This is a genomic window from Hymenobacter sp. 5516J-16 (assembly GCF_022919335.1).
GTDB lineage: Bacteria > Bacteroidota > Bacteroidia > Cytophagales > Hymenobacteraceae > Hymenobacter > Hymenobacter sublimis.
This window is the reverse complement of record NZ_CP095058.1, coordinates 3,723,995-3,746,554: the sequence shown is the minus strand read 5'-3', so window position 1 is coordinate 3,746,554 and position 22,560 is coordinate 3,723,995. Positions and strand designations below refer to the sequence as shown.

Below are 22,560 nucleotides of genomic sequence, written 5' to 3'. Positions count from 1 at the left end.
CAAAAGCGAATACAAAGGGGACGTGCCAGAACCTGGCCATTATTAGGGAAATGAATTTACGAGCTGGATATCTACTATATCATCTCGGATCAGATAGCAAAACCCGCAACAGCTATAGCAAACCCTGCTGTCAATTACTTTCGGCAGTGCCCAAATCATAAGAGCGCAGCTTGGCAGCCAGAGTGCGTTCATCAATATCCAGGGCCAAAGCGGCCTGCCGTTTAATGTTGTTCTTCAGCGCCATTACGCGCAGAAGGTGCTCCTTCTCCACATCCGCGAGGCGCAGCGAGAAGCCATTCAGGGCAGTGGTGTTTCGCATGCGACGCGGCAGCGCGGACGGCTCTATTGCCGCATCCGCGTGAAACACATACAGGGATTCCAGCAGGTTTTCCAGTTCCCGGATGTTGCCTGGAAAGGGGTACTCTAGCAGTTGCTTGCGCGTGGTTTCGCTGAGCTGCAGCACTTCCGCTTTCCCCAGCTCGTGGCGTTTGTTTTCAAGCAGATAGTCGAGCAGCGTCCGGCGCTCGGCAGCTGGCCACTCCCGTAAACATGGTAGTTCCAGCTCAGCCACGGCTAGGCGGTAGTACAGATCCCAGCGGAAACGACCGTCTCGGCATTTATCTTCCAGCTCAGCGTTGGTGGCGGCTACTACGCGCACGTTCACCCGCTTAGGCTGGCCGCCCACGGGCTGTATCTCGCCCTCCTGTAGCACCCGCAGCAGCAGCACCTGCAGGGCCGGCGAGATGTCGCCGATTTCATCCAGGAACACGGTACCGCCCTCGGCCTGCTCGAACAAGCCTGATGTAGTTTTGTCGGCCCCGGTGAAAGCGCCTTTTACGTAACCGAATAGCCGGGACTCCAGCACGGTATCAGTAAGTGCGGCGCAGTTGAGTGTGAGCAGTGGTTTGGCTGACCGCACCGATTGAGCGTGCACGTAGCGCGCGAGTTGCTCCTTGCCGGTGCCACTTTCGCCGCGAATCAGCACGGTTACCTTATCGGTTTGCGCCACCAGATTGGCCCGGTGGTACACGGCTCGCAGGGCCGGAGGCAGAATGTGCGACTGGTAGTGCGCTTCAGCAGCAGGCTTCTTCGCTTTCTCATCCCGGATAATGACCGAGCGCGGCACATCGGAGCGCTCCTCCCGGATTTCCGTCAGGCCCGACTCGCCCGCTTTCACGAACTTCTGGGCGCGAGTTTGGAACAGACGCGTTTTCAGGCCCAGCGTGGTGTGGCAGATGTACCAGCTCAGCTGCATGATGCTGGTACCAGGCGAGAAAAACAGGCATAGCTCATGCTCGCGGTGAGCCAGTAGCCAGGTTTCCACCTTGGTTTTTACCTCGGCTAAATCAATGATATCACTTAGCTCTAACAGCTGCGCTTCGACACTGCGGCCGGGAAACGTGCGGCGCAGGTGAGCCACTAGGTGCTCGGCGTACATTTCCTGCCGTGCTTCGGCATACAGGAGGATATGTTGGTCAAGCTGCTCGGCCTGGAAATAAAGGTGGTGAAATTCCGGATTGGGCCCCTCAGGGTTGACGCCTCCGAAGCCGCCCCGATCATTGGTTAGAAAATCGTGGTTGCGGGCAATCCAGGAGACTAGTACGCGAGCCATGGGTTCAGAAATAATTGTAGGCTAATAGCCGGGCAAGCTACGCAGAAGCAGGCTACCACAAAAGCTTGTTCCAGACTCAAAGCGAGGTTTGATAACACTTTTTTGTACTGCTGATGTGATGGCTTCTCTGGCCCATTAACCTTAATAATGCCAGCCGCTAGCCTCTTGTCTTCCCCACCGGAAAATGCCTGATCGGGGCCCACAATGGAGCCAAGGGCTAGGAATACTTCAAATTGCCTTTGTCATACCTAGCATCGGCGCATCCTGCGCCCGGTGACGGCACTCCACAGCGTGAGCAGGATGCTATGCTGGCGGTGGCGGCGCAGCTCGTGCTGTTTTGATCCTGCATAATTCAGGGCACCCGGTGAGGAAGCAGGGCGACTCGCCTTTCGGCGACTTTCCGCACCTCATCAATTGCTATACGCGTTGCACTTACTGCGCTATCCACTTTGGCCAATATGTAGTTTCCAACTGAATTAGGCGGTTTTCACTGGGTGGCATTCTGTTCGCATCATGAGTAAGTACCTCCGGCAACGTGGCCTGGGGCTACCCCTCTCCTATGCAGCTTGCCTACTCCGCCGCCTCCGCTTCCACCGACACCCTGCGTCTGTGCACCCCGGCCGACTGGCTACCGGCGGCACAGGGAGCTGTGCGGACAGCAGTAGGCCAAGGCATTGCCGCGCTGGAAGCGGTGGTGGCGGAGCTGCTCGCCGGTACGCCTCAGGGCCGGGGCGACTGTGCGCTGCTGGGCAGCATTATCGGCGAGCTCAGGCAGCCCGATACCCTACGCCTGCTGCTGGCCCAGCTGCTGTGCGATGAGGCCGCTCTGGCCGGGGTGCAGGAGCGCTCCTACTACCACCACAACGGCTTCCGCAAGCTGGTGCTGCTGCAGAACCAGGCCTTTAAGCTGCGGCTGCACCTGTGGGAGGCCAACAGCGAGCGGCACCACGAGAACATCCACGACCACCGCTGGAATTTTGCTTCCTGCCTGCTGGCCGGCCGCTTCCAGACGGTGGTGTGGGAAGAGGACGCTGCGGGTCCCGAAACCCGCCTCAATTGCACCTACACCCCGGCCCAAGCCGACGGCTGCTATGGCGTGCATGAGCACGGCCAAGTGCGCCTGCGCCAACGGGCAACCCACGTACTGCAGGCCGGCGACCAGTACTACATGCCAGCCAGCACCCTGCACCAGGTAACGGACCCCGGCCAGGGCGAGACTATCACGCTGATGCTGACGGCCACGCCCGTTCTGGGACATTGCAAGCTGTACGCCGAGCATTCCATACCGGAGCAGGACAAGCAGAACGTGCCCTTCTCGGCGGCGGAAATCCGGCGGGAGCTGACGGGCCTGCTCCTAACTACCTGCCAACCGTTGGCCCTGGCGGCTTAGCCTGTGTTTCCGGCCACCCTACCCCATTCGTCCCCATTCTATTTTCTATGTACATCTGTTTGGAAGGCCTGAAAGGCTGCGGAAAATCTACGCTTCTCACCAGCGCACAGCAGCTGCTAGCCACGCACAGCGTGCCCTTTGACCTGGTGGCCCCTACCAACTCCGCCCCGCTGGAACACAGCTGGACGGAGCGACTGTCGGCTTGGTTGCCCTGCCTGCGTCGCCTCGATGCGTGGAATGAGCATCTGTATGCCGAACGCTCCCGGTACGCCACCGATGCCGGGCAATGGCAACGCCCGCTTATCCTGGGTGACCGGAGCATTGTGACCAGCTACGCCACCCGCTGGTACAAGTGGGGTAACCCCAAACGATGCGTGGAGCGGGTAAATACGCTGGAAGCCCATCTGCCTGCTCCTGACCACATCATCCTGCTTGATCTGACGCCGCAGCAGGCCTGGGCGCGGGCCCGCACCCGGGGCGCACCTACGGTCAGCACGACGAAACCCTGCCTCGCCTGCACCAAGCCCGGGAGGCTTACTTCCAAATTCAGCGGTTCGGCATTCCGCGGCTGCGCCACACCCAGTGGCACGTGCTCGATGCCGGCCAGACTCCCGATGCCGTGTTCCGCGACTGGCAGCGACTGATGGCGTGGCTTGCGCCCACCACTTTTCCGTCGCTCGCCGCCTGAGCGGTACACTACCCACTCCGTTTTTCAACACCTCCAACCTTGCCCATGAAATACTACATCACCGAAGCCGGCCGTCAGCTCCTCGAAACCCGCATCAACGAGCAAAATCTGAAAATCCGCTCCATTCAGGCGGAAAAAAGTATCGCGTACACAGCCAGTGGCGACGGGTGGCACGACAATCCCGGCTATAACCAACTCATCCAGCTGGAGGAGCGCGCCATCACGGAGCTGAAAAACCTGGAGCAGCAACTCGCCAGCGGCGTGCTGTGGCTGCGTCCCGACCGCAACACGGCGCAGGTGCAGATTGGCTCCATCGTGCGGTTTTCCATGCAGGCCGCCCGCGACCGGGTACCGCGGGAGGTGGTGTATGAGATTGGGGGCCACGGCGAATCAGACCTCGGGCGGCAGCTCATCAGCTACACCTCCCCTATCGGGGCCGCCTTGTACGAGCTGCTTCCCGGCGCAGAAGTGGAGGTTCAGATTCCGGCCGGCCGCACCAAGCTGCGCATTCTGGGCCTATACGGTAGCTGGGACGATGTCCGGGCCTTAGCTGCGCGGGCATAACGGGGCCCCGGCGCGGCGCCGTTTTTGTCACCTATTCATTTTTAGCTTTTTACCCTGATGCCCTGCTCTGATCTGCTATCTACGCTTTGCCACTCGGGCCACTTGCTGCGTACAAACGACGACCACTACCGCCGGCAGGAACAGCGCAGCATAGAGCGGCTGCTTGCCCGGCCCCGACGCACCTATCTTCAGGAATATGATTTGTTGTTTCGGTACGTGAGCTTGTGGCTGTTGGAGCGTGGCTATGTGCTCACCGGTTACCAACCACACCAAGTATTAATGCGTGTGTGCTGTCAGCACATCTCGCCCGCGCTTGTAAAGGAAGTGGTACAAAGTCGCCACGCGCTCAAATACAACAGCTTACCCCCGCCCAGTTGGCCATTAGCACTTTAGCGCAGTTGCTAACTACCCTCCGCCCGGCCGAGCTCCCTTCTCCTATTGCTTAGCCAAGCCAAATTCGCTGCTGTGCTCAGGATAGCACTGCCGTGTAGTTTAGAGTATAGACGTTTTCCAAGATCATTTGTAACATTGTTATTTACCCCATACACGAAATAAAAACCGCTTGACGGCTTACCCCGGATCCAGCATGTAATGATGTCACCCGATTCAGCTTGATTGAGCATTCACAGCTGTTCCTTCGCTGGAAAGACACAAACACTGCTGCTACACTGTATCAACTGAATAAAAAACAAAACGCCGAAAGGAGCGAATTGACCGGAGAGATCCGGCCAATTCGCTCCTTTCGGCGTTTAGGGGCTTTTTTGAACTTTTTCAATTCACCTTACACCCGTTGACCGGAGCCCCAACCGGAGGTCTGACCGGAGCCTTCACCGGAGCTTTCTCCGGAGGCGCCACCGGTCATTATTTTTAATAACGACAATGTAAATTGTTGAATTTCAAATTTTTATGTTATATCACTTAGATGAATATGACGCATTGTTTAGATAAAAGATATTTCACTCCAGCTACTAAGGACTAGATTATTGGACTTTACCTTTTTCATGGTGAAAAAACTGTTGACGCATGCCCATCACCGCACTATCAAAATCGCGTTGCTTAGCAATACCAAGCGGAGACTCGTGGCGATGCGCTTCATACTCTTGGAGCGAATAGCTCACCAGCTTTGCCCACTCCTGATTAAGCTGCGATAAAGAGACTGAGCTTTTCACGTTATCTGGAAAAACCTGCAATAACAGCTTAAAGAAATAGTGGAAGAACGTTTGAGACTCTGTTAGCAGATCATCAGCCTGGCCGATATAGCTTTTCAACTGCGCGATTTCGCGCTTCAGTTGATCGACCTCAGCTACCGCTTGGTCCTTTTCAGACTGGAAATTCTTAATCTCTGTTGGGCTCATTTCAAACAGTTCGGCCAGCTTGGCCAGTTTGGCGTCGCTAACGTCCACATGGCCTTTCTCGATGCGGTTAAAGTTGGCCTTGGTCGTACCTAAAAACTGACCTGCCTTCTCCTGAGTAATGCCTTTGAGTAGGCGTATTGCTCGGACTTTTTCATTCAGATTCTGCATAAAGCAAATATAATTGAAATACTTTTGTTTACTTGTAAACAAAAGTATTTATGTTTGCATCAACCGAAAGCAATACATAGAAGATTCATCCTAGGTAAGGTTCGTCTAAGTCATTCCTCCTTTAACCCCAAAGCCCCGCATGAACTGCCAACAGGCAACTGGGGAGGCTATGCAGCACTCAGCTTCGCGTGCTCCTCCCATGTACTCGTTCTCAACTTAGACATGCATTTTAAATGTCTAGTAGTGTCTGAATTAATTAGAGAGCATAGCGGGCAAGGGTATGCTCTCCCTCACCACGGATTCAAAGTAGCCACGCTCACATTGCGCCGAAGCCACTGGACTCCCTCAGAAACGGCATTGACCGTGAAAGCTCCATCCAATCCTTGCCCATCCTTCGACCTGTCGGCTGCTGACCTCCTAAAACACCCTGGCTGCGCCCACTACTCGCTTACTGAGGCTGAGCAAATCGTTGCGCAGCTCACTCACTACGCTCATTTGGCGTACGAAGCCTTCCGTCAACTCCAGCCCTCCGTTGCCAATGCTTAAGAACTTCGCACTGCAACAATTTGGAAAGCCCAGCAAACAAACTGTGCTAAGCGCGACGAACCGGGTGGTAATCTACACCCGCGTCTCCACGAAAGAACAAGCTGACACCAATCACAGCTTGGCCCTGCAAAAGAAACAATGCTTGGAGCATGCTCAAGTCAACGGCTACGAAGTTGTTGAGCATTTCGGCGGCACCTACGAAAGTGCCAAGGACGACGGTCGCAAAGAATTTACCCGTATGCTGAAGTTTGTTCAGCAGAAATCCAATCGCATCAGCCGCATTGTTGTAGCTAGCTTCGACCGTTTTTCGCGCAGCGGCGGAGCTGCAATTGCTTTGATCACCAAGCTGCGCGGCGAGGGCGTCTCGGTTGATGCAGTAACCCAGCAGATTGACGCAAGCACACCGGAGGGCCAGCTGTTCCAGGCAATCCAGATGCTGATGAACAATTTCGACAACGCACTTCGTGCGCGTCGTGCGAAATCCGGCACCGAGGAACGTATTCGGAATGGTTACTGGACGGCGCGCGCCCCTCTTGGTTATACGATGACCAAGCAGGGCAACGAGCAGATCATCGTTGTCAACGAAACCGGTGAGCTGCTGCGGCAAGTTTTCCGCATGAAGCTCGAGGATGGCTTCAGCAACACGCAGCTGCTCGCGTGGCTGCGCAAACGGAACGTCAAGGTGGCAAACGGTTCGCTTACGCAAATCTTTCAGAACCCCTTTTACTGCGGCTTCATCCGTCACAGCAGCCTTGATGGCGAAGTAATCAAAGGTCGGCACCCCGCCCTGATCACGCCCGAACAATTCTTACGGCTGCATACGCTTAAGCAACGGGAAACCGGCTACACGCATGCGAAGGAAATCTCGCCTCTGCCGCTGAAGCACCATGCCCATTGTGGCCGCTGCGGCAAACCGCTCACAGGGTACGAAGTCAAAGCAAAAAAGCTCTGGTACTATAAGTGCAATACCATCGGCTGCAAACTCAATGTTAGCGCCCGCCAGCTGCACACTGTATTTCAAGACATGCTCAGCAAGTACGCGCTGCACCCACACCTAGTAGAGCCCTTGAAAGTCATAACAGCATCTGTGTTCACCGAACTCAACCAAGAAGGCGTTGTGGAGAGGAAGGCCGTGGAAACCTCCCTCCAGCAAGTGCACCGCAAACTGGAGAAGATGGAGAGCCGGTACGCACTGGGGGAGCTTGACCAAGCCACCTATCAGAAATACAGCCGCAAGATTATCTCCGAGGAACTGGAGCCTTTGCAAACCACTTACCAGACCTTCGGCTCTAATTTATCGAACCTGCAAGCTTACACGGATTTTGCGGTTGAAATGGCCGCTAAGTTGCCCATTCTGTGGGAGAAAGCTGATTTGCTCACCCGCCAAAAACTTCAACACATGTTCCACCCCAACGGCATCGCATATGCCCCTGAAAAAGGCCTTTATCGAACCGGTCGCCAGAACGTTATTTTTGGCATAATAGCCTCTATGTCAATCATTGACACCAAACAAAAAACTGGTCTTAGCACGTCAAAACGTGCTAAGACCAGTTTGGTGGGCCCAACTGGAATCGAACCAGTGACCTGCTGATTATGAGTCAGCTGCTCTAACCGATTGAGCTATAGGCCCGGCGCGAAACCTCACGCAAGGCGGTTGGTTTCAGCAGCACAAACTTCGACTTTTGTCGGCAGATTTGCAAAGGCCACAGGCTGGGCTAGCTTCCGAAATTGGAATTTGGTTTGTCTGGGCTGCAGGTTTTGTTACCCTCTTATCCTACATTGATGGCACTAAAGCCCAACCTGCTCTTCGATTTTGGGGGCGTTATCATCAACATCGACTACAGCCTGACGCTGGCAGCCATGCGCCAGTACGGTAGCAGCATTGAGTTTACCCAGGCGGCCCAGGCCGAATTGTTCGACCTGATGGAAACGGGCCGCCTTTCGCCCCAGGAGTTTCGGGAGGGCTTGCGCCGCCACTACCAGCTCACGGCCTCCGATGAAGAGCTGGACGCGGCCTGGAACGCCATGCTCCTGGACGTGCCGGCCGAGCGACTGGCCCTTATTGCCGAGCTGCGGGCCCAGGGCCACCACACGGCGCTGCTGTCCAATACCAATCAGATTCACATTGAGGAAATTAATCGTCGGCTGCAAGAGCAGTACGGCTTCAAACACGGTATTGCCGACTGCCTCGACCGGGTATTTTACTCCCAGGAAGTGGGCTGGCGCAAACCCGGGGAAGAAATTTTTCAGCATGCTCTAGAGCAGATGAACTGGAAGGCGGAGGAAACGTTGTTTATTGAAGACAGTCCCCAGCACATTGAAACGGCCCGCCGGCTGGGACTTCGTACGTTATTCCTGACTCCGCCGCTCACGCTGCAAGACGCATTGCCCGCTGCCCTTCGTGCCTTTCCCCGAGAATACTCCGCCCCTACCCCTGCCTGACATCCCGGCTTCCTTCACGTCTGCTGACCGGGCCCTGGCTGCCCGCCAGGCGCAAGAAGCCTTCACGCGCTACGAGCGGGCTACGTTGCCACGCTGGTGGCGCTACGGGTTGCACCTGCTGCTGTTCCTGGTTACGCTGCTTACTACTACGCTGGCGGGTTTTTCCCTACGGGCTGGTGCCCTCGACTACGTGCATCTGGAGCTATTCTGGCAGCTTCCGGTAGCGCAATGGTCCCGATTTCTGGAGCCCGGCCTGTGGTTTTCCGTGCCGTTTCTGGGCGTGCTGACGGTGCATGAGTTCGGGCACTACTTTGCGGCCCGTTACTACCGCATCCGGGCCACGCTACCGTACTTTATTCCCTTTCCCCTGGGCATTGGTACGTTTGGGGCAGTTATCCGCATCAAAGACCGAATTTTTTCCCGGCGGGAGTTTTTCGACGTGGGTTTGGCTGGTCCGCTGGCCGGGTTTGTGGTGGCAGTGGGCGTGCTAGCCTACGGCCTGACGCATTTGCCCCCGCTGGACTACCTGTACGGAATTCATCCGGAATACCGCTTCTACGGGGCCGAGTATGCCCGCTACGTGTACCAGCCGGGCCAATCGGCAGGCGTGGTGCTGGCCCAGCCCCTGCTGCTCCAGGGCATGGCCGCGCTACTGGCCGATCCGGCCCGGATGCCCCACGCCAATGAGCTGATGCACTACCCCCTGCTGGTAGCCGGGGTACTGGCCTTATTTTTCACGGCCCTGAACCTGCTCCCCATTGGACAGCTAGATGGCGGCCACATCGTGTATGGCTTGCTGGGTCCGCAGCGGGCGGCGCGGGTCTCGGTTCTGCTGTTCATAGGCTTTATTTTTTACGCCGGCCTGGGCTTGTTTTCGCTTCGCTCCGAACCGAACACGTGGCTTTATTGGGCTGCCCCGTACGGCTTTTATCTGTATCTGGTATTTCGACGCGCCGTGCCAACCGTCCGGCGGGCGCTGCTACTTAGTGCTGGCGTGTGGTTAGGCCAGGTGGCTTTGGCTTCCGCTGTTCCTCCTATGGAGGGCAATCCGGGCTGGTTGGTGTTTGGCCTCATGCTGGCCCGGCTGACTGGCATCTTTCACCCACCGGCTCCGGATGAGCGTCCGCTTTCCCGGGGCCGCAAGGTGTTGGGGTGGCTGATGCTGGTTATTTTTGTGTTGTGCTTTACGCCTTCTCCCATTCTTATCCGCTAAAGCTTGCTTCGGAGAGGCCACTTCGCCCGCTCCGTTTTCCGAATGACAGTACCCCAGTTTTCTCAGTCTCACTTTTTCCGGGGCTCCACCTTGCTAGTTATGCGCCAGCACGGCCTCTACCTGAGCCAGCGCAACCGGCGTGGGGTAGCCTGGCTGGAAACCGAAATTCCGTACGAAGAACTCCTGCCCGTGGGGCTGGAATATAACCGACCGACTCCGTTGCGCCTACCCCCGTCGGCACGTGGGTAATTCTGTGGCTGCTGGTGCAGGTAGTGCACCAAGCCCTGAAAAATCAGTCTGGTATCTCGCCCGAAATCTGGGTTGCCGGCCTAGGCTTTCTAGTCGGATTAGGGGCGGTGTACCTGGTGCGCCGCCATCTGGGCCACTCCGTTACGCTGGGCACCAACCGCATCCGTATTTCTCTGCGCGACCAACCCAGCCAACGCGCCGACCTGGAAGCCTTTACCAACGAACTCCGCCAGCGGGCCCACGGTTACCTGCGCGACGAATACGCCCAAATTAACCCGTTGGGTCCGATTGAGCTGCAGCTCCACCGCCTCAATTGGCTGCACCAGCTCAAGGTGCTGTCCTCAGCCGAGCGACAAGCCCTGAGCACCCGCCTCACCGGCCGCCTTTCCCTTAACCCGCTCACGCTCATGGGCCAGGAGCTAGAAACGCCTTATGTCAATTAGTGAGATGGTGAGGTAGTAAATGAATACATGAGTGGGGTGGTGCCATGGCGAGGCGAGGAGACACGCCGCTGTCCTTCCTCGCTTCTATAACAAACGTGTTAACGCAACAAGCCCTTATCTCCAGCGCGGAGTAAGGGCTTGATACTTTAGTAGGCTTTGGGCAGATGTGAGGGCGTTTTCGGTGCTCTTGCCATGACGCCACCTCACTCATGTACTTATTTACTACCTCACTTTAAGGCTACCCCAGTGCGGCCACGCCGGGTAGTTCCTTTCCCTCCATGTACTCCAGCAGGGCACCGCCCCCGGTGCTGATGTAGGAAACTTGGTCGGAGAAGCCGAGCTGATTTACGGCCGCGGCCGAGTCGCCGCCACCGATGAGGCTAAAGGCGCCTTGTTGGGTAGCGTCGGCAATGGCTTGAGCTACGGTTTCAGTGCCTTTGGCGAAGCTACTCATCTCGAATACACCCATCGGGCCGTTCCACAGGATGGTTTTCGACTGGCGCACGATGTCCGAAAACACCTTGATGGACTCCGGGCCGAGGTCCAAGCCTAGCCAACCGTCCGGAATCTGGTTGTTTTGGGCCACCTTGGTTTCGGCATCGTTAGCGAATTTATCGGCAATGACGCTGTCGGTGGGCAGTACCAGGTTCACGCCTTTGGCTTTGGCCTTTTCGATGAGCTCCAGAGCCAGGTCCATTTTGTCAGCTTCCAGCAGAGAGTTGCCAATCTGCCCACCCTGGGCCTTAGCGAAGGTGTAGGCCATGCCGCCGCCGATGAGCAGGTTGTCGACCTTGTCGAGCAGCTTCTCGATGATGAGGATTTTGTCGGAAATCTTGGCCCCGCCCATGATGGCCGTGAAGGGGCGCTCGGCCTGTTCCAGCACCTTCTTGGCGTTGTCCAGCTCGCCTTGCAGCAGGTAGCCGCCTACCCGGTCTTCGGGCGCAAAGCTTTCGGCAATAACGGCGGTAGAGGCGTGCTTGCGGTGCGCGGCCCGAAGGCATCGTTCACGTACACCTGGCCCAGCTTGGCCAGCTTGGCGGCAAACTCCGGGTCGCCCTTCTCTTCCTCGCCGTAGAAGCGCACGTTTTCGACCAGCAGAATCTGGCCGGGCTGCAGGGCCTGGGCCTGAGCTTCGGCTTGCAGGGCGTCCTCGGCAAACTGCACCTGCTGGCCGTACTCCTGGCTTAGGCGGGCAACGATGTGCTTCAAGGAGTATTTCTCCTCCGGTCCGCCCTTGGGCCGGCCCAGGTGCGAGAGCAGCACCACGGAGCCACCATCCTGCAGGATTTTCTTGATGGTAGGCGTAGCCGCCCGGATACGGGTGTCGTCGGTGATGGCGAAGCTCTTGTCGAGCGGCACGTTGAAGTCCACGCGCACCACGGCACGCTTGCCGGCGAAGTTGTACTGATCGAGGGTTTTCATGGAAAAGGAAATGGGTTTGGCTGAGGCGAAGGTAAGATTTTGAGGGAATGAGGGAATGGCAACAAGTTATTACCCTTAGTTTCTACGGCGGCACCTGACCTTCCAGAGTGCGGCTCTTCCGCATGTCATTGCGAGGAGGCACGACGAAGCAATCCGTCCTGATCAACGTGCTACCCCTGAAATGTGACAAGCCTTACCCTCTACAATTGCTCAAATAAATCTACCCACTTGCTGTTGAACCCATTTATCAAGTCAAGCTTTTTCTGGCGAGAGCCTCCCTTGAGTTGCTTCTCACGCGCAATAGCCGCATTGATATCTGGGTACGTTTCAAAATACATTAACTGATGTACATTGTACTTCCTGGTAAAGCCAGCGTGCGTACCCGCTTTGTGTTCTCCTACCCGTCGTTTCAAGTCACTTGTAACACCGATGTAAAGGGTTGTGCGGTTTTGGTTGGTAAGAATGTAGGTGTAATACTGATTCATAGGAGTAGAATTAGGTTCCGGAAAGATAGAGGGTAGAGGTTCTCACTTCTCAAGGCTTGGCACTTTGCCAGGACGGATTGCTTCGTCGTGCCTCCTCGCAATGACATGCGGAAGAGCCGCACTCTGGAAGGTCGGGTGCCGCCGTAGAAAGCGGATTGCTACGACACTGACCTGATACGCCCGCTACATACTCGCAATGACGCGGCGGGCTTGTACCTTTGCCCCTACGTATGAAAATAGGCATCTTCTTCGGCGGCCCGTCGCGTGAGCGGGAAATCAGCTTCGCGGGCGGCCGCACCGTGTACGATAACCTGGATAAGTCCTTGTTCGAGGCTGTGCCCGTGTTTGCGGACAGCCGCGGCAACTTCATTCAGCTCAACTGGGAGTACATTTATAAAGGCACCATCCGGGACTTTTACCCGCCCGTGTCGGCGCTGCCGCCGGTAACACTGCCGGTGCAGATGTACTTCGAAAGCCTGGGCGAGCTGAGCCTGGAGGAGCAGGACCGCATCATTTCCGAAGTCGGCCGGCGCATCCAGCCCCAGGAGCTGAGCAGCCTCATGGACTTTGCCTTCTTGGCCTTGCACGGGCCAGCCGGCGAGGACGGCGCCATTCAGGGCCTACTGGAGTGGTACGGCATTCCTTACTCCGGTTCCGGCATTTTGCCCTCGGCCTTCGGCATTGATAAGATTGCCCAGAAAAAGCTACTCAAAGCGCTGGGCCGCCCTACCCCCGACTTCCGCCTTATCACGGCCGAAGAGTGGGATGTGGCCGATGCGCAGGCTACTCTCGACTACCTGGTGCGCGAGCTGGGCCTGCCGCTGGTATTCAAGGCCCCGCGCCAGGGTAGCAGCATTGGCGTGAGCATTCTGCGCGAAGCTGATGTAGCGAAATTCGCTACGGCCGTGGAGCGCAGCCTGTTCCGCAAAACCGTCACCCAGCAGGAGTGGCAGGCGCTATCGGAAGAGAAGAAAACCGTGTGGCTGCAGCAACTGGTGGATATTCGGGAAGGCATCGGCCTACCGGTGGTTATTGAGAATGAAGAATTAGGAATGAAGAATGAAGGATTGGCCGCCGCCGATAATTCCTCATTCTTCCTTCCTAATTCTTCATTCATAATCTACCAGCCTGAGGAGCTGCTGAACGCCCTGAATGAGCGGCTGCAAACCGCTGGAGCTGTGCGTCTAACCAGCGTGGAGGGCGAAACGCAGGTGCTGGTCGAGAGCTTCGTGCAGGGTCGCGAGTTTTCGTGCATTGTGGTGGAAGACCCCGATGGCAAGGCCTTGGCCCTACCCCCACAGAGATTGTGAAGGGCGAGGAAATGTTCGATTACCGCTCGAAGTATCTGCCGGGCCTCTCGCGCAAAGTCACGCCCATTGACCTACCCGAAGCGGAAATTCAGCGCATCCGGGAGGCCTGCGAGGAAATGTTCCGCACCTTTGGCTTCCAGGTGTACGCCCGCCTCGATGGCTTCATCGTGTCAGGGCAAGAGGGTAAGGAGGTAGGAGTTCAAAAGGGCTCTGATTCGATTCCTGCCCTCCTACCCGCACACCATCCTACCCTTTACCTCAACGACCCGAACACGACTTCGGGCATGTTACCGGCCTCGTTCTTCTTCCACCAGGCTGCCGAAATCGGGCTGAACCCCTCGCAATTCCTAACCTACCTGATCCGCACCTCGTTGGCGGCGCGGCGACGGGCGGGGCTGCGGCCAGTAAAGCTGGCAGGCCTGTTGGCGCAACTGGATGCGGCTGTAGCGGCCCGAGCTTCGGAGGAGCGCACCCGCACCAAGGTGGCCGTAATTATGGGCGGTTACTCCTCAGAGCGCCACATTTCCGTGGAAAGCGGCCGCAACATATACGAGAAACTCAGCTCCAGCATCAAGTACGAGCCGGTGCCGGTATTCTTGACGGGTAGCAGCCAGGAGTTCCGCCTCTACGTGCTACCCATCAACGTGATGCTCAAGGATAACGCCGACGACATCCGCGAGAAAGTAGAGCACATGGAAGCCGGTCACGGCCTGCACCCCATTCTGGAACGCATCCGCCGCGAGGCTTCGGCTATTACCAGCACCTACGCCGGTCAGCCCACGGCTCAGCCGCGCCGCGTCTCCTTCGAGGAGCTGGCGGGCATGGTCGATGAGGTATTTATTGCCTTACACGGCCGCCCCGGCGAGGATGGGGCTCTGCAGCGGGAGCTGGAAAAGTTCGGCCTGCCTTACAACGGCTCGGGCGTGGAAAGCTCCAGCATCACCATCAATAAGTTCGAAACCAACCGCCGCCTGCGCGAAGCGGGCCTGCGCGTGGCCGAGCACCGCATGGCCAGCCGCCTGGAATGGGAGGCCGACCCGGAAGGCTTCTACCGCAGCCTGGAAACCCAGTTTCCCTATCCCTTTATTGCCAAGCCCGCCGACGACGGCTGCTCCTCGGCCGTGAAGAAAATCAAGAACCGCCAGGAGCTGGAGGCCTTCACCCGCCTCATCTTCCGCGACCAGCTGGACCTAACGCCCGCTGAGGCCACTACCCTTAGCCTGGGCTTTAAGGAGGAGTTTCCGCAGAAAGATGCCTTCCTAGTGGAGACCCTGATTGACCGCGACGGTGCGGCCCACTTCCTGGAAGTAACCGGCGGCTTGCTCACCCACTGGACCAACGCCGGCGAGCTGCAGGTAGAAGTATTTGAAGCCTCCGAAGCCCTGGCAACCGGCGAGGTGCTGAGCCTAGAGGAGAAGTTCCTGGCCGGGGAAGGCCAGAACATTACGCCCGCCCGCTACGCTGCTGACCTCACGGAGCGCCAGCGCGTGTCGGAGGAGGTAAAAAAGGAGCTGGGCCGGGTGGCTGAAATCCTGAATATTCAGGGGTACGCGCGCATTGATGCCTTTGTGCGAGTGCGCCAGAACGGGGCTGTGGAGGTCATCATCATTGAGGTGAACTCCCTACCCGGCATGACGCCCGCTACCTGCATCTTCCACCAAACCGCCCTGGCCGGCTACACCCCCTACGACTTTATCGACCGGATTCTGGAGTTCGGTAAGCAGCGCACGGAGAAGGCCGCCGCTGTGCAATAAGGCTAGCAGACCGTCATTCCGAGCGGAGCGAGGAATCTGGCGCGCTGACGTTGAGTTACCATTACAACATCGGCAGGCCAGATTCCCCGCTCCGCTCGGAATGACGGTCTGGTTAAACTCTACTTCGATACCCTTCGCCCTACCTTTCTAATTCCTAGTTTTGTCCGCTGACTTCTAGCCGCTGTATTCTAGCTCCCCGCTTCCTACTTCTTAGCTTCTCCCTGATGTCTTTCTTTAAATCCGATACTCCCGCCGACCTGTTCAAGCATGTGCTGGTGATTCTGCTGGCGACGGGTATCCTGGTATTCGGGTTCTTTTACGTGTACTTGCCCATCACCACCAACCACGGCGAAACCATTGTGGTGCCCAAGGTAACTGGCATGAGTCAGGCCGAATTGGAGGACTACCTGGACGAGCGGGACCTGGCTTACTTCGTCGATGACAGCACCTACGACGCCTCCATCCGGCCGGGCACGGTGCTCACCCAGGAGCCCAAGGCCGGCGAGAAGGTGAAAGAAGGCCGCAAAATCTACATTTCGGTGGCCATGAAAAACCCGCCCGTCATCAAAATGCCCAAGCTGACGGACGGCTCCCTGAAGAATGCCCAGCTCATCCTGAAAAGCTACGACCTGATTGTGGGCCAGATCAAGCTGGTGCCCAACATCCAGAAAGACGCCGTGCTGCGGCAGTTTGTGGGCGGCAAAGAGGTAGCGCCCGGCGCGGCCATCACCAAAGGTACCCGCGTGGACCTGGAGGTAGGCGACGGCCTGGGCAACCAGGAATTCCCGGTGCCCAACCTGGTGAACATGCCCGCCGATGAAGCCACGACCCTGCTTGTGGGCCAGGGCCTGCAGGTGGGCGAAATCTTCTACCAGGAGCCCGAAGAAGGCCAGACCGAAGGCACTGTGGTGAAGCAGCGCCCCGTGCCCGGCCCCGGCACCACCATCCGCATGGGCCAGTTGGTGGACTTGTGGGTAGCGGGCCAGGCGCCGGTGAAGGAAGTGCAGTAACTTGGGTGAAATACCCGCGAAAAAGGTTCGTTGTGTTAAGCAGCGAACCTTTTCTCGTTTAAGTCCGTGAGAGCAAAACGGATTACATGCTCCAGTTGGTTTTTACCTTGCTTTGATGACCCATTCACTACGCTTTCTTCTCGGGATACTTGCGCTCCTGGGCGGGCTACCGCTGGCGGTACCGGCGCAGGTGCTGGTGCACCCCTTGGGGGCCGAGCCCGCCCACACGGCCTCACCGGCACCCCAGTCGGCCGGCCGGCGGCCAGCGGCCCTAACCCTGCCCTTTTTTGATGATTTCGCGCGGCAATCGGAAGGTCGGCCCGACGCCCAGCGCTGGGAGACGGCTGGTGGGGCGCTGGTTAACAATCGGTTTCCGCGCCGCCCGCTCACGAAAGGCGTGGCTACGCTGGATGGCCTAAATGCCCAAGGTCGGGCCCGGGGCCCCATTTCGTTTATTGGCGATGGGGACTCGCTGGTTTCCCAACCCCTGGACCTGAGCCGCCTTACGGCCACCGATAACGCCTACCTGAGCTTTTTCTGGCAGGCGGGCACCATCTTCGGGCCGCCCGCCCCAAGCGGTACCCGCCCCATTGCGCTATACGTCGATTTTCTGGATAAAGACCAGCAGTGGCAGCAGGTATGGCAGCTGCGCAGCCGAGGCGACACGACCAATTTTCGCTTCAAGTCGCTACCAGTCAATCAGGCCCAATTTTTCCACAGCGCCTTCCAGTTCCGCTTCCGGGTGAGCGGCTACCTCTACAACAACCGCGACGCCTGGAGCGTGGACTACGTGCGCCTGGACCGCAGCCGCACCGCCACTGACTCCACCTACCGCGACATTGCCATCAGCCGCGCCCTGCCCAGCGCCCTGAAGCGGTACACGGCCTTGCCCGTGGCGCAGTTCAACCAGAATCCCACGCAGGAGCTAACGGACCGCATCGTTACCACGGCCAACAACCTCGACATCGGGCCCGCCCCTACCCCCATTACCTGGACCGGCACGCTGGAAGTGTTGCCGGGTGGACCTACTACCCAGTTCCCGACGGCTGGCCGCTCCCTCGATGCTAACTCGCGCCAGCAGCCAATAGTAGTCAGTGGCACAGCAGCCGTACCACTCACTACCACGCCCAAGTTTCTGCGCCAGCGGGTTACCCTGCTCACCAACGAAACTAGCCCGCTGACCCAACCCAACGACACCATCACGCGGGTAACGGAGCTAAGTAATTACTTCGCCTACGACGACGGCACGGCCGAGTCTAGCGTGAGCTTGCCCGTCGCCTCTACTGGCCCCGCCAGCTACCTGGCCCTGCGCTTTGATCTGAACCGAGCCGACCAAATTCGGGCCATTCGGCTGTATCCGGTGCTGACTACGGCGGCGGGCCGTACCATTAGCCTCAACATCTGGGACGATGACGGCACGGGCAAGCCTACGGCCACGCCCAAAGCCACCAAGTCTTACACCATTCCGGCGCGTTTACCGGCCGGTCAGTCGTTCGTGGAAATTGCCTTTGATGCTCCCGTGCCAGTGAGTACCCGTTTTTATGCGGGCTACGGGCAGGCGGCCAGCCCCCAGTTCGTCGAGTTTGGCCTCGACCTGAATAACTCCTCGCCCCCGGGCTACCTCTTGCTAAACGCCCTGAACGTGTGGAGCGTTAACAACACCGCCACGGCTAACAGTCCGGCCGGCGCCCTGATGCTGCGACCGGTAACCGGTAGCACCGTGACAAGCTCCACGGCCCCGGACGAGGTAGCGGCTACGTACCAGCTCTATCCCAACCCAAGCCCGGGCGGCTGGGTTACGGTGCAGGGCCGCTACGCCCGTGCTACGGCGCTTGATGCGCTGGGGCGGGTGGTTTGGGAGCAGCCCGCCGCGCAAGCAGGCCAGGCGCAGCTGCAACTCCCGCCGCTGGCCGCCGGCGTATATTTCGTGCGGCTTACCTTGCCCGATGGTCTGGTTGTCACGAAGCGCCTTTCCGTGTTGGCCCCGTAACTGCGAGTTTGTCGATTTCTGTCTATTGTTGCAGGAAATGCTGGCCCTGGGCCACGTCGTTTACTTGTATCACCTTTCTGAAGCACTGTCTATGACTGACATCACCCCACCGAATTGAAAGAGCGCCAGGCTGCTGGCACCGCCCCCGTTATCATTGACGTGCGCGAAACGTGGGAAAACGAAGAAAGCCGGATTGCCGGCAGCCAGAACATTCCGCTCGGGGAGCTTCCCAACAAGCTCGACGACCTGGAAGACTTGAAAGACCAGGAAGTGGTAGTGCACTGCAAAGGTGGCGGCCGCTCCGCTTCGGCCAAGGCCTTCCTGGCCCAGCAAGGCTTCCAGAACGTGCGCAATTTGGTGGGCGGCATGCAGGCCTATCAGCAGGCGTAGCTTTTAGCTAGCTATACCTCTCAACCGAGCCACGCGACGCGTGGCTCGGTTTGTTTTTAGGATTTGATAAGCGACCTGTCAAATCCAATGGCTTGTTAATCAAAATGTAGTGCATATACAAGGTAGTTGTCATTCCGAGCGGAGCGAGGAATCTGGGTTTACCACTCAACGGCTTAACCCAGATTCCTCTCTCCGCTCGGAATGACATTTCAACGGCACTTTTGCTGAATTAGGTGAGGAAGCTGTAGCTCACAGAGTGCGTAAGCGGAATATTTCTCACTTACAGTCAGTCTTTTATCCTAATTGTAATTAATTTAATTGCACACAATTAAACATCACGCAATTATTTTCATTCTTTTGTTTATCCATGAGCAACACTCCTGCCGATATCTCTCCCAATCCTTTGCTGCAGCTGGAAAATCAGCTGTGCTTCCCATTGTATGCCTTGTCGCGGATGATGACGAAGGCCTACCAGCCCTTGCTGCAGGAGCTGGACCTGACGTACCCGCAGTACCTCGTGTTTCTGCTGCTCTGGGAACACCAGGAGCTGACAGTTAAAGAATTGGGCGACAAGCTGCTGCTGGATTCTGGCACGCTCACGCCCCTGCTCAAGCGCCTGGAACAAAAGCAGTGGATCAGTCGGCGCCGCGACCCGCGCGATGAGCGTTCCGTAATTATCGGGTTGTTGCCGGCGGGCCAGAAGCTGCAACAGCGCGCCTGCCAGGTTCCCGAGCAGATTTTCGCCAAGCTCAATTTGCCGCAGTCCGAGTTTGAAACCCTGCGGCAGCAACTTACTACGCTACTTACCCAGCTGGGGTAGTCCCGGCTTTTATTCACCTTCTCTTCCCTCTTTCTCATGAAAATCGAGAAAATCTTCACGGCTCAGGCCAAGGCCAAAGGCGGCCGCGACGGCCACGTTACCACCAACAACAACGTGCTCGACGTGGACCTGAGCACGCCCAAAGAAATGGGTGGTCCGGGCAAAGCCGGCGCTACCAACCCCGAGCAACTGTTTGCCGCCGGCTACGCAGCTTGCTTTGAAGGCGCCCTGGGCGTAGCAGCCCGTCAGGCCCAGGTGAAGCTGGACAACGTGACGGTAGAGGCCTTCATTGGCTTCGGCAAAGCGGAAGACGGCGGCTACGGCATCTCGGCCGATCTGCACGTGAACATTCCCGGCGTAGAACAGGCGCAGGCGGAGCAGCTGGTAGAAGCGGCCCACGGCATTTGCCCTTACTCGCGCGCTACCAAAGGCAACATTGAGGTGAACCTCACCACAACTACCAACGCTGCGTAAGGCATCCGGTTGGCACGTTTCCTTCTGTCATCCTGAGCGGAACAGTAGGAGCTTTTCCCGAGAGGCGGTTACTCCTACCGCTCCCGCGTGAAATGCCCTGCGCCGCTTAGGATGACAGTTTTTTTACCCCCTCGGCGTCCCTGATTAGGTTAGCCGGCCGTCGGGGGCATACGTCAATTCCCCTAGCTCCACCAGTTCCCGCAGCAAACTCGTGACGGTAGTGGCCTGGCCCGGGGCGAAGTGCGTCAGAACTTCCCGGGGCGTTTGGGGGGTAGCCTTGAGCAGCGCCACCAGGTGCCCGCGCAGTTCCGGGGCCGCTGGTGTTTCCTGCCGGGCCTTTTTCTTCGCCAGGCAGAAGTCGCAGACGTTGCAGGCCGGGGCGTCCAGCTCCCCGAAGTATTCCAGCAGCAGTTGCTGGCGGCAGCGCCCCCGGCAGCGTACCGAATGACGGACTCGGTTTTATGGCGGGCCAGCTCCCGGGCTTCGTTCAGCCGTTTTTGATCCAGCGGAAGTTTATCGGCATCATAGCGGGCGGTAGTAAACAGGGCCTGCGGCGACTCGTGCTTGGGCTGGTAGTGGATAATGCCAGAACGGTGCAGAAACAGCAACATCTTGCGCACATCCACCACGCTCAGGCGCAGGTACTGGGCCAGGCTATTCTCCGAAATCCGCTGAAAGCCGGCAAACAGCTCGCCCCCGTTAAAGCGCAGCAGGCTCTTAATGAGCTGGTCGTGCTGCTGGTTGGCCACTTGAAAGTGGTAGAGGTCGGTGTGGTTGATGGGGATATGAACGCGGGCCGGGTTGTTTACGGCCTCATTCAGCTGCACAAATCCCTCCCGCTCCAGAATGCGCAGGCTATTGTGCGCATCCAGGGCTTTAATGCGGTAGGTTTCGGCGAACTGCTGGAGGTCGAAATCAAAGGCCACCAACTCACCCCCGCCCACGGCCGTGCGAGAAAAGTTGGCCAGGGCCTGGTACACCCGCCGCACAGTATTCAAGGGGGGAAGGCCTGCTGGGTGCGGCGGCGCAACTCCTCGGCATCATTAGGCCCTTGCAGCAGCACGGCAAAGGCGTATTTCTCGTCGCGACCGGCCCGGCCAGCTTCCTGGTAGTAGGCCTCCAGGTTATCGGGTGCCTCTAGGTGCACCACCAAACGCACATCGGGCTTGTCGATGCCCATGCCGAAGGCATTGGTGGCCACAATGCAGCGCGTTTTGTTCTGCATCCAGTCTTGCTGGGTGCGGGTGCGCTGCTCGCTGGGCAGCCCGGCGTGGTAGGGCGCGGCGGCCAGTCCCTGCTGCCGAAGGTAGGTAGCGGCCTCCTCCGTTTGGCGGCGGGTGCGGGCGTACACAATGCTGGTTTTCTGGGCGCCTACCCCGCGCACTACCTCCACTAGGCGCTTAAACTTATCCTCGGTGCTCAGCACGGAGTACGACAGATTAGGCCGGGCAAAGCTCTGCTGAAACACCTGGTGCGTGGCCCCGAATGCCAGCTTCTCCACAATATCCTGGCGCACCTGCTCGGTGGCGGTGGCCGTGAGGGCTATGCAGGGCACCCCGGCAGCAGTTCCCGCAACTCCTGAATGCGCAGGTAGGGCGGCCGGAAATCGTAGCCCCACTGGGAAAGGCAGTGCGCCTCATCCACCGCCAGCAGGTTAACCTTCATCTTCGGAACCCGAGCCCGGAACATGTCGGTTAGCAGCCGCTCCGGCGAGACGTACAGGAATTTCACCGGCCCGTACACGCAATTGTCCAGGGTCTGGTCGATTTCCTGGTGGCTCATGCCCGCGTACACGGCCTCGGCCTTGATGCCGCGCTTGCGCAGGTTTTCTACCTGGTCCTTCATCAGGGCAATCAGTGGCGACACCACCAGGCAGAGCCCCGGTCGGGCCAGGGCCGGCACCTGAAAACAGATGCTTTTGCCCCCACCTGTGGGCAGCAAAGCCAGCGTATCGTGCCCCGCCAGCACCGCCCGGATGATATCTTCCTGCATGGGCCGAAACTGCGTATGCCCCCAGGTGTGGCGCAGTACGTGCAGAATATCGTCGGTAGGAGGCAGCAAGGGAAGCGGGTGTTCGGCAGAACTACGAAGGTAGCGCCGCCCAGTGGGAAAAGGAAAAAGGGTTGCTGTCCAGCCGCCGCACTACGGCTGCTTTCCTTCCGTCCCCACGCCTGTCATCTTGATGCGCGGAATGCTCAGGATGATAGGTGGTTGTGTTGGTTGGTAGCGGAAGAA

General features: G+C 58.1%; 20 protein-coding genes, 1 tRNA gene and 2 pseudogenes. 15 read left to right on the top strand and 8 right to left on the bottom strand.

The window, feature by feature from the left end; genetic code table 11:
* Nucleotides 1-130 precede the first annotated feature (130 nt).
* Nucleotides 131-1,612 (bottom strand): RNA repair transcriptional activator RtcR family protein, encoded by a 1,482-nt coding sequence (locus tag MUN84_RS18635; protein ID WP_244695469.1) that lies wholly within the window; start codon nt 1,610-1,612, stop codon nt 131-133.
* Between the two features lie 559 nt (nt 1,613-2,171).
* Here MUN84_RS18635 and MUN84_RS18630 point away from each other — a divergent pair.
* The 4 genes from MUN84_RS18630 (at nt 2,172) to MUN84_RS18615 (ending at nt 4,647) form a co-directional block, all read left to right on the top strand.
* Nucleotides 2,172-3,002, top strand: coding sequence for a hypothetical protein (locus MUN84_RS18630; protein ID WP_244695468.1), 831 nt, complete (start codon nt 2,172-2,174; stop codon nt 3,000-3,002).
* A gap of 47 nt (nt 3,003-3,049) precedes the next feature.
* Nucleotides 3,050-3,646, top strand: coding sequence for a hypothetical protein (locus MUN84_RS18625; RefSeq protein ID WP_244695467.1), 597 nt, complete (start codon nt 3,050-3,052; stop codon nt 3,644-3,646).
* 89 nt (nt 3,647-3,735) lie between these two features.
* On the top strand, nt 3,736-4,254 hold the full coding sequence (locus MUN84_RS18620) for a GreA/GreB family elongation factor (protein ID WP_244695466.1): 519 nt from the start codon (nt 3,736-3,738) through the stop codon (nt 4,252-4,254).
* A 57-nt stretch (nt 4,255-4,311) separates the two neighbouring features.
* Nucleotides 4,312-4,647 carry a hypothetical protein gene (locus MUN84_RS18615; RefSeq protein WP_244695465.1) on the top strand — a complete coding sequence of 112 codons (336 nt, stop codon included), beginning with the start codon at nt 4,312-4,314 and terminating at the stop codon, nt 4,645-4,647.
* A gap of 587 nt (nt 4,648-5,234) precedes the next feature.
* Here the strand turns inward: MUN84_RS18615 and MUN84_RS18610 are convergent.
* Nucleotides 5,235-5,777 carry a helix-turn-helix domain-containing protein gene (locus MUN84_RS18610; RefSeq protein ID WP_244695464.1) on the bottom strand — a complete coding sequence of 181 codons (543 nt, stop codon included), beginning with the start codon at nt 5,775-5,777 and terminating at the stop codon, nt 5,235-5,237.
* 538 nt (nt 5,778-6,315) lie between these two features.
* On the opposite strand from MUN84_RS18610, the gene MUN84_RS18605 reads away from it, so the two are divergent.
* Nucleotides 6,316-7,914, top strand: a complete 1,599-nt coding sequence (locus MUN84_RS18605; RefSeq protein WP_244695463.1) for a recombinase family protein — start codon at nt 6,316-6,318, stop codon at nt 7,912-7,914.
* On the opposite strand, the gene MUN84_RS18600 is transcribed toward MUN84_RS18605, so the two are convergent.
* Nucleotides 7,877-7,953 (bottom strand) — tRNA-Ile (locus tag MUN84_RS18600). The two genes, MUN84_RS18605 and MUN84_RS18600, sit on opposite strands and share 38 nt — an antisense overlap.
* A gap of 152 nt (nt 7,954-8,105) precedes the next feature.
* Between MUN84_RS18600 and MUN84_RS18595 the strand changes: the two genes are divergently transcribed.
* Genes MUN84_RS18595 through MUN84_RS18580 form a run of 4 tightly spaced genes read left to right on the top strand, consistent with a single transcriptional unit; the run spans nt 8,106 to nt 10,670 of the window.
* Nucleotides 8,106-8,765, top strand: a complete 660-nt coding sequence (locus tag MUN84_RS18595) for an HAD family hydrolase (RefSeq protein ID WP_244695462.1) — start codon at nt 8,106-8,108, stop codon at nt 8,763-8,765.
* Complete coding sequence (locus MUN84_RS18590; RefSeq protein ID WP_244695461.1) at nt 8,725-9,978, top strand: site-2 protease family protein; 1,254 nt, start codon at nt 8,725-8,727, stop codon at nt 9,976-9,978. The genes MUN84_RS18595 and MUN84_RS18590 overlap by 41 nt, the downstream gene beginning before the upstream one ends.
* Nucleotides 9,979-10,020: 42 nt before the next feature.
* Nucleotides 10,021-10,227, top strand: coding sequence for a hypothetical protein (locus MUN84_RS18585; protein ID WP_244695460.1), 207 nt, complete (start codon nt 10,021-10,023; stop codon nt 10,225-10,227).
* Between the two features lie 14 nt (nt 10,228-10,241).
* The gene (locus MUN84_RS18580) at nt 10,242-10,670 is read left to right on the top strand and encodes a hypothetical protein (RefSeq protein ID WP_244695459.1); all 429 of its coding nucleotides are present in this window, start codon (nt 10,242-10,244) and stop codon (nt 10,668-10,670) included.
* A gap of 238 nt (nt 10,671-10,908) precedes the next feature.
* Here the strand turns inward: MUN84_RS18580 and MUN84_RS18575 are convergent.
* Nucleotides 10,909-12,092: pseudogene (locus tag MUN84_RS18575) on the bottom strand (phosphoglycerate kinase).
* A 200-nt stretch (nt 12,093-12,292) separates the two neighbouring features.
* Entirely contained in the window at nt 12,293-12,577 is a 285-nt protein-coding gene (locus tag MUN84_RS18570; protein ID WP_244695458.1) for a GIY-YIG nuclease family protein, read from the bottom strand.
* Between the two features lie 230 nt (nt 12,578-12,807).
* On the opposite strand from MUN84_RS18570, the pseudogene MUN84_RS24735 reads away from it, so the two are divergent.
* The 6 genes and pseudogenes from MUN84_RS24735 to MUN84_RS18540 all read left to right on the top strand — a co-directional run bounded on the left by MUN84_RS24735 (nt 12,808) and on the right by MUN84_RS18540 (nt 20,325).
* Nucleotides 12,808-15,641, top strand: a pseudogene (locus tag MUN84_RS24735) (D-alanine--D-alanine ligase).
* A 224-nt stretch (nt 15,642-15,865) separates the two neighbouring features.
* On the top strand, nt 15,866-16,651 hold the full coding sequence (locus tag MUN84_RS18560; protein WP_244695457.1) for a PASTA domain-containing protein: 786 nt from the start codon (nt 15,866-15,868) through the stop codon (nt 16,649-16,651).
* Nucleotides 16,652-16,766: 115 nt separating this feature from the next.
* Nucleotides 16,767-18,641, top strand: coding sequence for a T9SS type A sorting domain-containing protein (locus MUN84_RS18555; protein WP_244695456.1), 1,875 nt, complete (start codon nt 16,767-16,769; stop codon nt 18,639-18,641).
* Nucleotides 18,642-18,755: 114 nt separating this feature from the next.
* Complete coding sequence (locus tag MUN84_RS18550) at nt 18,756-19,031, top strand: rhodanese-like domain-containing protein (RefSeq protein WP_244695455.1); 276 nt, start codon at nt 18,756-18,758, stop codon at nt 19,029-19,031.
* Nucleotides 19,032-19,398: 367 nt separating this feature from the next.
* The gene (locus MUN84_RS18545) at nt 19,399-19,851 is read left to right on the top strand and encodes a MarR family winged helix-turn-helix transcriptional regulator (protein ID WP_244695454.1); all 453 of its coding nucleotides are present in this window, start codon (nt 19,399-19,401) and stop codon (nt 19,849-19,851) included.
* A gap of 36 nt (nt 19,852-19,887) precedes the next feature.
* Nucleotides 19,888-20,325 carry an organic hydroperoxide resistance protein gene (locus tag MUN84_RS18540; protein WP_244695453.1) on the top strand — a complete coding sequence of 146 codons (438 nt, stop codon included), beginning with the start codon at nt 19,888-19,890 and terminating at the stop codon, nt 20,323-20,325.
* A gap of 144 nt (nt 20,326-20,469) precedes the next feature.
* Here MUN84_RS18540 and MUN84_RS18535 read toward each other — a convergent pair whose 3' ends face one another.
* From MUN84_RS18535 to MUN84_RS18520, 3 genes are all read right to left on the bottom strand, one after another.
* The gene (locus MUN84_RS18535) at nt 20,470-20,616 is read right to left on the bottom strand and encodes a hypothetical protein (protein WP_244695452.1); all 147 of its coding nucleotides are present in this window, start codon (nt 20,614-20,616) and stop codon (nt 20,470-20,472) included.
* A gap of 703 nt (nt 20,617-21,319) precedes the next feature.
* The gene (locus MUN84_RS18525; protein ID WP_244695451.1) at nt 21,320-21,880 is read right to left on the bottom strand and encodes a helicase-related protein; all 561 of its coding nucleotides are present in this window, start codon (nt 21,878-21,880) and stop codon (nt 21,320-21,322) included.
* On the bottom strand, nt 21,868-22,386 hold the full coding sequence (locus tag MUN84_RS18520) for a DEAD/DEAH box helicase (protein WP_244695450.1): 519 nt from the start codon (nt 22,384-22,386) through the stop codon (nt 21,868-21,870). The genes MUN84_RS18525 and MUN84_RS18520 overlap by 13 nt, the downstream gene beginning before the upstream one ends.
* Between the last annotated feature and the right edge of the window lie 174 nt (nt 22,387-22,560).